Here is a 13,061-nt window from a genome sequence, read left to right on the forward strand (position 1 = left end):
GTCTACGGCCGCACGATGGCGCCGCTCGCGGCGCCCACGCTGCCGGTCGACGAGGCCGGCGAGCCGCGCCGCGTGCCCGCCGCACCGCCGGCGGTCGCCACCCTTTCTCCCATCGCCTATGCTGTCCCCATGTCCGAGACACCCGACTCCGGCGGCACGCTGCCGCAACCCCGTCCCAGCTCAGACGACGACGAGCGTGAAGCGATCGACCGCCTCGGCCGCGTGCACGGCCCCGGCGAACTGCGGGCGGTGCTGCTGGCGCTGATCGCGACGCCCGGCAGCCAGCGCGAACGCCGCGCCTGGCGCGACGAGACCAAGGGCCTCAGCACCGCCGATGCGCTGCGCGACGAGGTCAAGAAGCTGAGCGCCGCCGCACGCCTGCCGTGGCTCGAGGTGCTGCTCGGGCGCATCGCCCGCGCGCCGCTGCACGACCGGCAGGATGTCGTCGAAGCGGCACGCCGCGTGATGGCGGCCGACGGCCTGGTTCGCCCGATCGACCGGCTGCACTGGCTGGCGCTGCGGCACCGGCTGGGCGAGGCGCGCCCGCCGAGCCCGAGCGCCAGCGCGAGCAACGACCTGGCCGAGCTGCCCGAATCGGCGCTGCTGCAGGTGGCGCGGCTGACGGCCTTCCTGTCGCGCCTCGTGCCCGATGGCGAACTCGAGAGCGGCGCGGCCTGGTACCAGTCGGTGATGAAGCGCTGGGTGCGCGGCGCCATCGTGCCCGCGCCCGAGCTGCCGGATGCCGACGAGGTGGCGCATGCGCTGGGCGTCGTGCAGGCGCTGCCATGGATGCTGCGGCCGGTGCTGGTGCGCGCCTGGCTGGAGGCCGCGTTGGCCGTGAGCCCGATGAACCGGCTGTCTGACAGCGCGGCCGATGCGCTGCGCCTGGCCGGGCTGCTGCTCGACTCGCCGATGCCGCCCGAGCTGGCGCGGCACTACATCGAGCTGCCGGCGGCGCTGGTGTCCGCGCTCAGCCCAGGCACATGACCGACGCGGTGGCGACCAGTTCGTCGAACAGCGCCATCGACACCTCGCCCGACACCGCATACGGATCGAGCTCGGCCTTCTCAGAGTACTTCAGCAGCAGCGCCGGGTTCAGCATGTTCATCTGTACCTGGCCCATCGACCAGCCGGCGAAGCGGCGTTCGCCGATCTCTTCGTAGCGCAGCAGCGCCACGTCGCGGTGGCGCGGGTCGTTGGCGATGCGGTTGTACAGCTGGCTCACCGGCAGCCGCCCGCCTTCGAGCACCTGCAGGAAGATGCCGCCAGAAAAGCACAGCACGCCGGTCACGCCCACCTGCGGGTTGTGGGCGCGCGACTTCTTCATGATGGCCGCGAGCGCCTCGTTGTCCATCGACGCGGCGGCACGGCTGGCGTACATCAGGCGCACGAGCATGGCAAATCCTTTCAGGTCTTCTTGCTCAGCAGGGACAGGAATTCGCGGCGCAGGTTCGCGTCCTTCAGGAACGCGCCGCGCATCACGCTGTTGGTCATCATCGACTGGTCGTCCTTGACGCCGCGCCAGTGCATGCAGAAGTGGTCGGCTTCCATCACCAGCGCGAGGCCGTCGGGCTTGACCCGGCTCTGCAATTCGTTGGCCAGCATCGTGACGGCCTCTTCCTGGATCTGCGGGCGGCTCATGATCCAGTCGCAGATGCGGGCGTACTTCGACAGCCCGATCAGGTTCGAATGCTCGTTCGGCAGGATGCCGATCCACACCCGCCCCATGATCGGGCACAGGTGGTGCGAGCAGGCGCTGCGCACCGTGATCGGGCCGACGATCATCAGCTCGTTGAGCCGCTCGACGTTCGGGAATTCGGTGACCGCGGGGATCGGCACGTAGCGGCCGCGGAACACCTCGGTCAGGAACATCTTCGCGACGCGCTTGGCGGTCTCGTGGGTGTTGTGGTCGCTCTCGGTGTCGATCACCAGCGCCTTCAGCACCTCCTGCATCTTCGCTTCGACCTCGTCGCGCAGTTCGTCGATCTCGCCGTCGCGGATGTGGGCGGCGATGTTGTCGTTGGCGTGGTAGCGGCAGTCGGCGCCGATCAGCCGGTAGCGGATGCGCTCGGACGCGGGCAGGGCGGCGAGTTCTGCTTCGCTTCGGGCGTCGCTGAGAGGGGGCGCTTTCGGCATGTCGGCCTTTCTGGGTACTGCGCGAGGTCGGGGCGGATCGGCGATTGTGCCGGTATCTCGCCCGTAGACTCTCGCCCGTGACCTCCCTGCCCCTCTCCCAGCTCCTCCTCCATGTCGCGACCGCCGTGCAGGCCGTGCGCGACGGCCGCTCCCTCAACGATGCGCTGGCGCGCTGCCCTGCCGAGGCCCGGCCCGGCACGCAGGCCCTGGCGTTCGAGGTGATGCGCAAGCTCGGTGCCGCCGAGATGCTGCGCCGCCGGCTGGTGCCGAAGCCGCCGCCGCCGTTCGTCGACGCGCTGCTGCTGAGCGTGCTGGCGTTGATGTGGCCGGGCGAGGAGCAGGCGGGTGCCGAGGTGGCCGTCGACGGCGCCCGCTACGCACCCCACACGCTGGTGAACCAGGCGGTGGAGACCGCCAAGCAGCGCGCCCGCGCCAGTGCGTCCTTCGTCAATGCCGTGCTGCGCCGCTTCCTGCGCGAGCAGCCGGCCCAGGTCGCCGCGGCACTCGCCGACCCGCTCGCCCGCTACAACCACCCACGCTGGTGGATCGAGCGGCTGCAGGCCGATTGGCCGGACCACTGGCAGGCGCTGCTCGCGGCCAACAACAGCCGGCCGCCGATGACGCTGCGCGTCAATGCGCGCCGCGGCACGCCCGAGGCCTATGTTCGGCGGCTCGCCGAGGCCGGGTTCGAAGGCCGGGTCGCCGGTCCGCATGCGGTGGTGCTGGCCCAGCCGACCGCGGTGCAGCGGCTGCCCGGCTTCGCGGCCGGCGATGTCTCGGTGCAGGACGCCGCGGCCCAGCTCGCCGCCCCGCTGCTGATCGGCGATGGCCTGCCGGCCGGCGCGCGGGTGCTGGACGCCTGCGCGGCCCCCGGCGGCAAGACCGCCCACCTGCTGGAGCTGGCCGACCTCGACGTGACCGCGCTCGACAGCGACCCGAACCGGCTGGCCCGGGTGCGCGACACGCTGGACCGGGTCGGCCAGCGGGCCACGCTGGTGGCCGCCGACGCGCGTGACACCGCGGCCTGGTCGCAGGGCCGGCCGTTCGACGCGATCCTGCTCGACGCCCCCTGCAGCGCCTCGGGCATCGTGCGCCGCCATCCGGACGTGCGCTGGCTGCGCCGACCGACCGACATCCCGACGCTGGCCGCGCTGCAGGGCGAGCTGCTGGACGCGCTGTGGCCGCTGCTGCAGCCGGGCGGCCGGCTGGTGTACTGCACCTGCTCGGTGTTCCAGGCCGAGGGACGCCAGGTGATCGACGCTTTTTTGCAACGCCAGACCGGCGCGTCCGTGGCTTCCGACCGGCCTTCGCCCGGCCACCTGCTGCCGCTCGCCGACAATCCAGGCGAAGGCCACGCGCTCCAACCGGGTGCATCGCCCGACGGCTTCTTCTACGCACTGCTGACCAAATCCTAGAACGCATCCGTGCTGCGCTCTCTCCGGCTCTCTCCCAGGCAAGGCTGTGGTGCCCCCCGCGCGAGTCGCTGGGGGCGGCTGTTGCTGTGGCTGGCCATGGCGCTGCTGGTGACGCTGCACGCACCGCTGCGCGCCGAGCCGATCGAGCTCGAGAGCTTCGACCTGGTGCGCAGCGAAGACGGCCTGACGCTGGGCTTCTCGGCCCAGTTCGAGCTGCCGCGCTCGGTCGAGGACGCGCTGCTGAAGGGCGTGCCGGTGTATTTCGTCGCCGAAGCCGAGGTCTACCGCGACCGCTGGTACTGGCGCGACAAGCTGGTGTCGTCGGCGACCCGCACCTGGCGCCTGGCCTACCAGCCGCTGACGCGCAAATACCGCGTCACCTTCGGCGGGCTGCACCAGAGCTACGACAATCTGTTCGACGCACTCGCCTCGCTGCGCCGCGTCGTCAGCTGGCGGCTGGCCGATGCCGGACAGATCGAGGACGATGGCCACCACTACATCGAGTTCAGCTACCGGCTGGACACCAGCCAGTTGCCGCGGCCGATGCAGATCGGCATCGGCGGCCAGGCCGACTGGACACTGCGGGTCGAGCGCCTCAAACGCTTCTGATCTGATGACCCACCCCCGAGGCGCTGCGCGCCTCCCCCTCAAGGGGGCGCCGCTGGTGGCCCGGCAAAGCCGGTTCCACGGCGGCCGCTGGATCGAGTTGGATTGTTTTTGCGGGCCTGGAGTTTGAGTTGACCAAAGCATCCCGCTGGGCATGGATCGTCTCGCTGGTCGCCGTCACCGGCGCGGGGCTGGTGCTGGTGTTCCTGTTGTCGATCGCCACCAACAGCCGCGGGCTGTACGAGAAGCACTACGTCTGGCTGTTCTGGGTCAACCTGATCGTCGCCGCCCTGCTGTTGCTGGTGATCGGCATCGCGTCGGTGCGCTTGCTGCTGCGGGTGCGGCGCGGCAAGTTCGGCAGCCGGCTGCTGCTGCGGCTGGCCGCCATCTTCGCGATGGTGGGCGTGGTGCCGGGGCTGCTGATCTACACGGTGTCGTACCAGTTCGTCTCGCGCAGCATCGAGACCTGGTTCGACGTGAAGGTCGAGGGCGCGCTCGATGCCGGCCTGAACCTCGGCCGCGGCACGCTCGATGCGCAGGTCAACGACCTCGCGAACAAGACCCGGCTCGCCGCCGAGCGCCTGGCCGACAGCACGCCGACCGTGCAGCCGCTGCAGCTGGAACGGCTGCGCGAGCAGTTGTCGGCACAGGAGGTGACGGTGCTCGGCCCGAGCGGCCAGGTGCTGATGACGGTGGGCCCGAGCGCCGCCGGCAACCTGTCGCCCGACCGGCCGACGCAGGCGCAGCTGCGCCAGGCGCGCGGCTCGCGCGTGTTCAGCCAGCTCGAAGGGCTCGACGAGGACACCGCGGCGAACTCGGGCACCGCGCGCATCAAGGCGCTGGCCTTCATGCCGAGCGCCAACATCTCGCTCGACGGCCAGGACCGCTTCCTGCTCGTCAGCCAGCTGCTGCCGAGCTCGGTGGTGACGAACGCGCTGGCGGTGCAGGCGGCCTACCGCGAGTACCAGCAGCGTTCGCTGGCACGCGACGGGCTGCGGCGCATGTACATCGGCACGCTGACGTTGACGCTGATCCTCGCGGTGTTCGGCGCGCTGCTGCTCGCGGTGACGCTGGGCAACCAGCTCGCGCGGCCGCTGCTGGTGCTGGCCGAAGGCGTGCGCCAGGTGGCGCGCGGCGACCTGACGCGCAAGCAGGTGGTGTCCTCGCGCGACGAACTGAGCGGCCTGACGCGCTCGTTCGCCGACATGACCGAGCAGCTGTCCGATGCGCGCTCGCTGGTGCAGCGCAGCCTCGCGCAGCTGGAAGCGGCACGCACCAATCTGCAGACCATCCTCGACAACCTGACCGCCGGCGTGATCGTGTTCGACCGCGATGGCCGCATCGACACCGTCAACCCGGGCGCCACGCGCATCCTGCGGCTGCCGCTGTCGGCCTACCGCGGCCGCACGCTGGCCGAGGTGCCGGGGCTCGAATCCTTCGGCCAGGCGGTGCTGCAGCGCTTCGACCTGCACCGCAGCAGCCCCGAGGCCGGCGAGCGCGACCACTGGCAGGATGCGTTCGACCTGCAGACCGCGCCCGACCGCGACAAGGTGACGCTGCTGGTGCGCGGCGCCGCGATGCCGCACGACGGCCGGCTGATGGTGTTCGACGACATCAGCGACGTGGTGTCGGCACAGCGTGCCGAGGCCTGGAGCGAGGTGGCGCGGCGCCTCGCGCACGAGATCAAGAACCCGCTGACGCCGATCCAGCTGTCGGCCGAACGGCTGCAGCACAAGCTCGAGTCGAAGCTCGAGGGGCTCGACCAGGCGATGCTGGTGCGCTCGGTCGGCACCATCGTCAGCCAGGTGCAGGCGATGAAGACGCTGGTCAACGAGTTCCGCGACTACGCCCGCTTGCCGGCGGCGCGGCCGCTCGCGCTCGACCTGAACGGGCTGGTGGCCGAGGTGCTGACGCTGTACGCCACCGCGCAGGAATCGGGGCAGCTGCGCACCGACTTCGCGGCCGACCTGCCGCCGATCATCGGCGACACGACACAGCTGCGCCAGGTCATCCACAACCTGGTGCAGAACGCGTTCGATGCGGTGGCCGAGCGGCCCGACGGCCAGGTGCGGGTGGCCACCGAGCTCGCGCGCACCGAGCAGGGCGAGGTGCGCGCGGTGCGGCTCCAGGTGATCGACAATGGCCCGGGATTCGCGGACAAGGTGCTGAAGCGGGCGTTCGAACCGTACGTCACCACGAAGAGCAAGGGGACCGGCCTGGGCCTGGCCGTCGTCAAGAAAATCGCCGATGAACACGGGGCGCGCATCCGGCTGGCCAACCTCACCGAGGCGTCCGAGCACGGAGAAGTCGTGATCGGCGCCCAAGTTTCGCTATCATTTTCAAAATTCGCACCGGTTGGGTCCGCTGAAGCGGCCGCCGCCGACAGCCGGGTGCACTGAGGGTTCATGGCCACCATTCTTGTTGTAGACGACGAACTGGGCATTCGCGCCCTGCTGTCGGAGATCCTGACCGACGAAGGCCACCAGGTCGAACTGGCCGAGAACGCCGCGCAGGCCCGCGCGTGCCGCGAGCGCGTGCGCCCGGACCTGGTGCTGCTCGACATCTGGATGCCCGATGTCGACGGCATCACGCTGCTGAAGGAATGGGGCGCGACCACGCTGCTGACGATGCCGGTGATCATGATGTCGGGCCACGGCACGATCGACACCGCGGTCGAGGCGACGAAGGTCGGCGCCATCGCATTCCTCGAGAAGCCGATCACGCTGCAGAAGCTGCTGCGCGCGGTGGAGCAGGCGCTGGTCAAGCCGAACAGCCGCGCGGCCCCGCCGCCGCCCCCGCCCCCGCCGCCGCCGTTGCCGCGCATCGAATACGGCATGCCGCTCGAGTCGATTCCGGTGAGCCAGGTGGTGGCGCTGCCGCTGCCGCCGATCGGGCCGCAATCGGAGCAAAGCTTCGAACTCGACCGGCCGCTGCGCGAGGCGCGCGATGCCTTCGAGAAGAGCTATTTCGAGTTCCACCTGGCCAAGGAGAACGGCAGCATGACGCGCGTCGCCGAGAAGACCGGGCTGGAGCGCACGCATCTGTACCGCAAGCTGAAGCAGCTGGGCGTCGACCTGACGCGCAACAAGCGCAGCGGCGGCATCTGATCGAAGCCTGCCGGCAAGCTGCTATACTCATCGGCTCACGGCCAAGTAGCTCAGTTGGTAGAGCAGCGGATTGAAAATCCGCGTGTCGGTGGTTCGATTCCGCCCTTGGCCACCAGATTCAGACGCCTTGAAAGCCCGGCCCCTCACGGCCGGGCTTTTTTGTTTCCGGCGTTGTTGTCGGCAGCCTCACAGGTATCCATCCGGCAACTTTGCGGCATCGCTCGCCAGCGTCAACAGCCGGGCAGCCTGCGCAACGACGAAGTCCCGAAGCTGCAGCGAGAAGCCGCGCTCTTCTTCGAGGTAGTCGATAGCGTTTGCCTGCAACGGCGCATGCTCGGTCGCCAGCCTGGCGAGGCGCGCAGCCTCTCGCTTCAACAATCGACGATCGATACCGCACCGCTGCGCGAAATCGGCCAGCTGAAATGCCCCGACTTCATCGAGCGAGAACGCGTCGCCATAGGCCATCGCCAGTTCGTGGTCGATGTCCGGGTACTGCAGCACGCTGACGAGGTCATACCAGGGCGCCGGCTCCAACCCCTGCGGGCGCACGAAGAACGAGAAGTTCTTGCCATGCGCGTCGCTGTTGCCGATGAGGAACTGGAACAGCGCCCACCGGAGCAAGGTGAGCCGTGCCGAGGCCTTGTTGAGCGTCTGCTCCACGCGGTCGAACAGCATGCTGATGCTGACGCCTTCGCGGATGTCGCGAACCTGCTCGCCGCTTCCGAAATTGCGCTCGTACTTGTAGGTCACCGGCAGGTCCGAGGCCTGGCATGCGTCGATGACGTGCAGCCGCTTCACGGTGGCCTGCGCTGCGCCGTTCGACACCACGCGATCGAAGCGACGGACGACCAGCACCGGCCTCGGCGTCCGGTAGATGCCGACGTCCGCGACGGGAAGGCCCATGCGCTTGGCGAGCGACATGCAGAAATGCTCGTTGACCACGAGGTGCGGTGTCGCCCTGCGGTCCGGCTCCGGCTTCAGGATGTGCGTCGACGCGAGCGGGGGCTCGACGAGGAACATGCGACCGCCTTCGTCGAGCGGACGGTCGAACCAGACCATCAGCTTGTCCTGCACCCCCGCGATGGACATGCGGACCTTGCCGTCCCACACCGCCAGCGGAATCGCGTCGCGCTCGCTCAAGCGCCGGTTCAGTTCGTCGCGTGTCACCTCGCGTGGTGGCGTCGCGGCGATGGCGGGCGGCACCTCGCCCGTGGACCAGAACCTGAATGCGCCTGTCGTCTCGGTGCCGAGCGCATTGATGAGCGCGAACACGTTGGCCTTGGACACGCGGCAGGTCGTGGCGATGACGTCGAGCGCGCGGCCTTCAGGCAGCAGGTTCTCGACGAAGCGTTTCACGGCGCCGGGGGCGTAGCCGGTCGCAGGTGGCTTGAGCGGCAGCGCCGGTGACAGCGGGAAGGCCTGCGGCGTGTCGACCCACGAGGAGGCGTAGTCGAGAGACCATCGATCCTCCAGCGGTTCATGGCCCAGCGTGGCGACCTGCAGGCCGTCGGCCCAGAGGGCGAGCGAATGCGGTGGGGTCGTCAGAGGCGTCATGGCTGCTCGAGATGCCCGGTGACGGGGCGCGACACCTCGTGCATCCATGGGTGGTCCTTCGGGCCGACCACGAGCGCCAGACCCAATCCGTCCAGCACGGCCAGGAGCTTGTCGAGGCGGACGGATCCCTTGCCGTTCTCGAGCCGGGAGAGCAGATCGACCGAGACGCCACTCAGTGACGCCGCGTCGTCGATCCGCAACGACTGTTCGCGCCGCCGCGCACGCACGGCAGGGCCCAGGTCAGACACAGCGGCGATATGAAGCGGGCCCGGCGAGGACGGGTCGATCGGCATTTCGGAATTCCAGAGGTGTGGGTGAATTTCCGGCATCGAAGCCGTCAATTCCTGAAACTCCGAAACTATGCGACGTCTGCGCCTCCGCGGCAAGCAATTCCGCAAACTCCGAAATTCGATGCCATCAAGGTCCGGCTTCGCGTTGCACAGCAAGCTTGTTTGCCGCGTCTTGCAGACCACTCAGGATGCTGTCGGCCAGTTCCTCGGGAAAGTCCCCCGGCAGTTGCTTGCGCACGGCATCCACCACCCGCGGCGTCTGCGAAACCAGCTCGTCGATGACGAAGCCGACCTGCCGGCCGTCTTCGGTCACGATGCCATGGCGCGCACCGAGGGCCTCCCAATGCCGACGCTGGATGTCCTGCATCTTCCAGTGCGCGTTCTTCGAGCGCACCGCCATCGCCATCCTCGCCTTGAAGGGTGAGATCTTCGACGGGCTGGCACCCAGCACCGGGTACGCCGACAGCACGTCGTAGAGCGGCGTCAACTGGTAGCGCCCGCCGGGCCGCAGGAAGAGGCTGAAGTTCTTCGCGTGGCCATCCGTCGCGCAGAGCATCCAGAACAGCAATTGCGCCTGGAAGAAGGTCCGGCGATCGCGCTCGCGCGCCATCGACCCGTCGAGCACGCCGAGGATGCGGTCCATGCCGGGACCGCCCTCGGCCTCGTACTTGGCACCGGGCGGCACGCCGCTCGCCTGGCACAGGTCTTCCTGCGGCAGGCGGATCAGCCGCCGCTCGCCGGCCGGGCTGCGCCACCACGCGCGGTCGAAGCGCTCGACCACCAGGGCTTTCATGTCCTCGAACTGCAGCGGCCGGCTCACCGCCACCTGCAGGCCATGGGCCTGCAGGATCAGCGAGCACAGCCACTCGTTCTCGACCGAGTCGCGCATGTCGATCTTCATGCCACCGATCAGCCCCAGCGGCAGCTTGAAGATGTGCGTGGTGGGCATGCCGCCCCGCGGCAGGCACCAGCGACCGTCCTGGAACAGCAGCGCCGTCTTCTCTTGCGCGCCCGCGATGGAGATGCGGAAGTCGTCGTCGTTGGCCACCAGGCCCAGCGCATGCGGCGTCGTGGTGCCGCGCAGCACCTCGGCGACGTCGGCGTCGGTCAGCGGCTGCGCCTGCAGGGTCGACGGGTCGGCCGGGGTCTGGTCCGTCGGCAGGATTTCCAGCGCCCCGACGCAGTCGCGGCCGGTCTCGGCCAGCAGGTCGAACGCGTCGGTCGTGCCGGTCTCGTAGCGGCGCGCCATCCGCTCGCGGATGTCCTGGCTGTCCGGCAACAGGTTGTCGAAACAGGCGCGAACCTTGTCGCCGCGATGCGGCCCGTTGCCCGGGGTGAACGGCAGCGACAACGACAGCGGCCTCCCCTGCTCCGACCGCGTCCAGTCGAGGTCGTACTGCAGCGTGTCCGGCGCGTTCGGGGCCCGGCTCCAGGTGCCGACGAAGACCCCGTTCATCCAGAGCCCCAGCGAGCGGGTGTGCGAGCGGCGTCCCATGGCTCACCAGGCCGGTGTGTGCGGATCGGCCGCAGCCGGCAGCGTGGGGCTGGACGGCTTGCTCAGCACCAGCTCGACACCCAGGATGCCCAGCAGTTTCAGCAGCCGCGCGCTGCCCACTTTTTCGGCATTGCGCTCCAGCGCCGAGTAGGTCTGCTGGGTCACGCCGAGGCGCAGGGCGGCTTCGCTTTGCGTCAGGCCGGCCTCCTTGCGGAAAGCCTGCAGCAAGGTCGGCAATTGGTCGGCCGTGCGAACGGTGAAGTCAGGCATACAAATTCCAGGCTGTATTTCTGATTCACATATTTTAGCCTGTAGATTTGTTTTACTGCTTGAATGCTGTAAACACAATAAACAGCCCATGAACTGTTTCGATCCATCCGAACAATCGCACACATCTCCCCAATATTGGGGATGAATGGCCTCTTGCGGGGGCCGTCCGCCCCATGGCGCCGCTTATGCTCTCGCCCCAAACGGCGCAGGGGCTTGCGCCCTGGAGGGATTCGATGGAAGGCAGTGCACAAGTGCGCCTGGTGTTCGCGGGCGAACTGGTGGGTGGGTTTCGTGCCGACGACGTCAAGCGGAGCTTCGGCCAGGCGTACAAGGTCGACGGCGAACGGCTCGATGAGGTGTTCTCCGGCGGGCGCACCGTGATCAAGCGCGCCGTGGCCCAGGACGATGTCGAGCGCTACGTCCAGAAGTTCCGCCAGATGGGCATGCAGGTGCTGGTCGAGACGATGGACGGCAAGCCCGTGCCGGTCCCACCGACGCCGCCAGCGGTGGCGCCCCCGCCGGCGCCCGCAATGACCGCCACGGCGGCGCCCGTCGCTGCACCGCCGCCGAAGCCGCTCGCGGCCACGATCCCACCGCTCGCGCCGCTCGAAGAGCAGGTGACCTGCCCCAACTGCGGCGAACGCCAGCCCCAGCGTGCGTTCTGCCGCAACTGCTCCACCGACATCGCGCGCGCGATCGCCAACAAGCAGGAAGAGATGGACCGCGCCCGCGCCGAGCGCCTGGCGGCCCGCAACGGCGGTCGCTATGCGCCGCCGAAATCCGGTGTCGCGGTGATGCACGAAGGCACCGACGACCTGCCGCCGGTGATGAGCCTGAGCTTCGACGGCCGCATGGGCCGCATCGCCTACTTCAACACCGGCATGCTGAGCCTGCTCGGCGTCGCATTGATCGGCATCGGCGCGGCCGTGATCATCCCGATCTTCCGCTCGGCGGCGGTCGTCGTGCCGCTGCTGCTGGCATTCGCCGCCTTCGGGGTCTGGTCGATGCGCGTCAGTGCGATCCGGCTGCACGACCTGAACCGCAGCGGCTGGTGGTCCCTGCTGCTGCCGGTGCCGGTCGCCGGCTCGCTGGTCGGCCTCGCGATGATGTTCTGGCCCGGCACCGACGGTGACAACGACTACGGCCCGCAGCCTCGCCAGGGCAACGGCGTTGCCGCCATGATCATGGGCATCCTGCTGGTGCTGATGCTGGCGACCTCGCTGTTCTCGTACCGCTCGTACACCAAGCGCCTCCACCGTGAGGCCGCCGAGTCGTCGACGCAGGAGCAGTTCGACCCGCGTGCCGCCCAGGCCGCCGACGTGATCACCGGCCCGGACGCGCTGAAGGCTTTCACCGACGACTACCTGGCCCAGCCGAACCACAAGGCCTTCGCGTCGTCCGACAGCGGCGCTTTCGGCTGGCGCTCCGGCCAGGGCTCACCGCGTGAAGCGGCGCGCCAGGCCATGTCGGCCTGCGAGGTCAACCGCAAGCCCTACACCGAACCGTGCGCGCTGGTGAACGTCAACGGCCAGTGGCTCAAGCAGCACTGAGCAGTTCGCGCAACGCCCGCTCGAACACCTCGGGCGGCTGACCGCCCTGGATCAGGTGGCGGTCGTTGATGATCACCGAAGGCACGGCCTGGATGCCGTGCTGGCGGTAGAACTCCTCGCGCTCGCGCACCTCGTCGGCGAACTCGTTCGACGCGAGCACCTCGCGGGCACGCTGCACGTCGAGCCCGACCTCGCCCGCCACCGTCACCAGCACTTCGTGCGAGCTGGGGTCCTGGCCGTCGGTGAAATAGGCCTTGAACAGTGCATGCTTCAGCGCGAGCTGCCGGCCTTCGAGCTCGGCCCAGTGCAGCAGCCGGTGCGCATCGAAGGTGTTGTAGATGCGCCCGCGCAAATCCATGCGGAACGTGAACCCGAGCGCCGCGCCACGCGCGCGGATGGCCTCGCCGCTCTGCGCCCGCTGCTCGGCGGTCGCGCCGTACTTCTGCATCAGGTGCTCGCCGATGTCCTGGCCCTGCGGCGCCATGTCGGGGTTCAGCTCGAACGGCTGGAAGTGCAGGTCCACCTTCGCGGTGTCGCCGAGCCGGGCGATGCCCTCTTCAAGGGACTTGAGCCCGATGGCGCACCACGGGCAGGAAACGTCGGAGACGAAATCGATCTTCATGTTCCCGATTGGATCA

Annotated in this window: 13 protein-coding genes and 1 tRNA gene; 7 read left to right on the top strand and 7 right to left on the bottom strand. The window is 69.0% G+C overall.

The window, feature by feature from the left end; genetic code table 11:
• Nucleotides 1-987: hypothetical protein (locus tag ACXJLU_RS24485; protein ID WP_457335474.1), on the top strand; the 987-nt coding region annotated here is incomplete at its 5' end.
• Here the strand turns inward: ACXJLU_RS24485 and ACXJLU_RS24490 are convergent.
• Together ACXJLU_RS24490 and folE are read right to left on the bottom strand one after the other, a co-directional pair.
• Nucleotides 971-1,396, bottom strand: a complete 426-nt coding sequence (locus ACXJLU_RS24490; protein WP_073462472.1) for a BLUF domain-containing protein — start codon at nt 1,394-1,396, stop codon at nt 971-973. The two genes, ACXJLU_RS24485 and ACXJLU_RS24490, sit on opposite strands and share 17 nt — an antisense overlap.
• Before the next feature lie 11 nt (nt 1,397-1,407).
• Entirely contained in the window at nt 1,408-2,136 is a 729-nt protein-coding gene (gene folE / locus ACXJLU_RS24495; RefSeq protein WP_457335476.1) for a GTP cyclohydrolase I, read from the bottom strand.
• Between the two features lie 86 nt (nt 2,137-2,222).
• Here folE and rsmB point away from each other — a divergent pair, with 86 nt between their 5' ends.
• The 5 genes from rsmB to ACXJLU_RS24520 all read left to right on the top strand — a co-directional run bounded on the left by rsmB (nt 2,223) and on the right by ACXJLU_RS24520 (nt 7,379).
• Nucleotides 2,223-3,551, top strand: coding sequence for a 16S rRNA (cytosine(967)-C(5))-methyltransferase RsmB (gene rsmB / locus ACXJLU_RS24500; RefSeq protein WP_457335523.1), 1,329 nt, complete (start codon nt 2,223-2,225; stop codon nt 3,549-3,551).
• 81 nt (nt 3,552-3,632) lie between these two features.
• Nucleotides 3,633-4,160, top strand: coding sequence for a DUF4390 domain-containing protein (locus ACXJLU_RS24505; protein ID WP_457335478.1), 528 nt, complete (start codon nt 3,633-3,635; stop codon nt 4,158-4,160).
• Between the two features lie 128 nt (nt 4,161-4,288).
• Complete coding sequence (locus ACXJLU_RS24510; protein WP_073462475.1) at nt 4,289-6,556, top strand: sensor histidine kinase; 2,268 nt, start codon at nt 4,289-4,291, stop codon at nt 6,554-6,556.
• A gap of 6 nt (nt 6,557-6,562) precedes the next feature.
• On the top strand, nt 6,563-7,264 hold the full coding sequence (locus ACXJLU_RS24515) for a response regulator (protein WP_073462476.1): 702 nt from the start codon (nt 6,563-6,565) through the stop codon (nt 7,262-7,264).
• Nucleotides 7,265-7,303: 39 nt separating this feature from the next.
• Nucleotides 7,304-7,379: transfer RNA gene (locus ACXJLU_RS24520), tRNA-Phe, on the top strand.
• Nucleotides 7,380-7,450: 71 nt separating this feature from the next.
• Here ACXJLU_RS24520 and ACXJLU_RS24525 read toward each other — a convergent pair.
• The 4 genes from ACXJLU_RS24525 to ACXJLU_RS24540 all read right to left on the bottom strand — a co-directional run bounded on the left by ACXJLU_RS24525 (nt 7,451) and on the right by ACXJLU_RS24540 (nt 10,873).
• The gene (locus tag ACXJLU_RS24525) at nt 7,451-8,866 is read right to left on the bottom strand and encodes a HipA domain-containing protein (RefSeq protein WP_457335481.1); all 1,416 of its coding nucleotides are present in this window, start codon (nt 8,864-8,866) and stop codon (nt 7,451-7,453) included.
• On the bottom strand, nt 8,815-9,111 hold the full coding sequence (locus ACXJLU_RS24530) for a helix-turn-helix domain-containing protein (RefSeq protein WP_457335483.1): 297 nt from the start codon (nt 9,109-9,111) through the stop codon (nt 8,815-8,817). The genes ACXJLU_RS24525 and ACXJLU_RS24530 overlap by 52 nt, the downstream gene beginning before the upstream one ends.
• 124 nt (nt 9,112-9,235) lie before the next feature.
• Nucleotides 9,236-10,603, bottom strand: a complete 1,368-nt coding sequence (locus ACXJLU_RS24535; protein WP_457335485.1) for a type II toxin-antitoxin system HipA family toxin — start codon at nt 10,601-10,603, stop codon at nt 9,236-9,238.
• Nucleotides 10,604-10,606: 3 nt separating this feature from the next.
• Nucleotides 10,607-10,873 carry a helix-turn-helix domain-containing protein gene (locus ACXJLU_RS24540; RefSeq protein ID WP_457335487.1) on the bottom strand — a complete coding sequence of 89 codons (267 nt, stop codon included), beginning with the start codon at nt 10,871-10,873 and terminating at the stop codon, nt 10,607-10,609.
• A 233-nt stretch (nt 10,874-11,106) separates the two neighbouring features.
• Between ACXJLU_RS24540 and ACXJLU_RS24545 the strand changes: the two genes are divergently transcribed.
• Nucleotides 11,107-12,423 carry a DUF805 domain-containing protein gene (locus tag ACXJLU_RS24545; protein WP_143171259.1) on the top strand — a complete coding sequence of 439 codons (1,317 nt, stop codon included), beginning with the start codon at nt 11,107-11,109 and terminating at the stop codon, nt 12,421-12,423.
• On the opposite strand, the gene ACXJLU_RS24550 is transcribed toward ACXJLU_RS24545, so the two are convergent.
• Nucleotides 12,410-13,045, bottom strand: a complete 636-nt coding sequence (locus ACXJLU_RS24550; RefSeq protein WP_457335489.1) for a DsbA family oxidoreductase — start codon at nt 13,043-13,045, stop codon at nt 12,410-12,412. The two genes, ACXJLU_RS24545 and ACXJLU_RS24550, sit on opposite strands and share 14 nt — an antisense overlap.
• Nucleotides 13,046-13,061: the final 16 nt, after the last annotated feature.

The sequence above is a fragment of the Rhizobacter sp. P5_C2 genome, assembly GCF_054049715.1.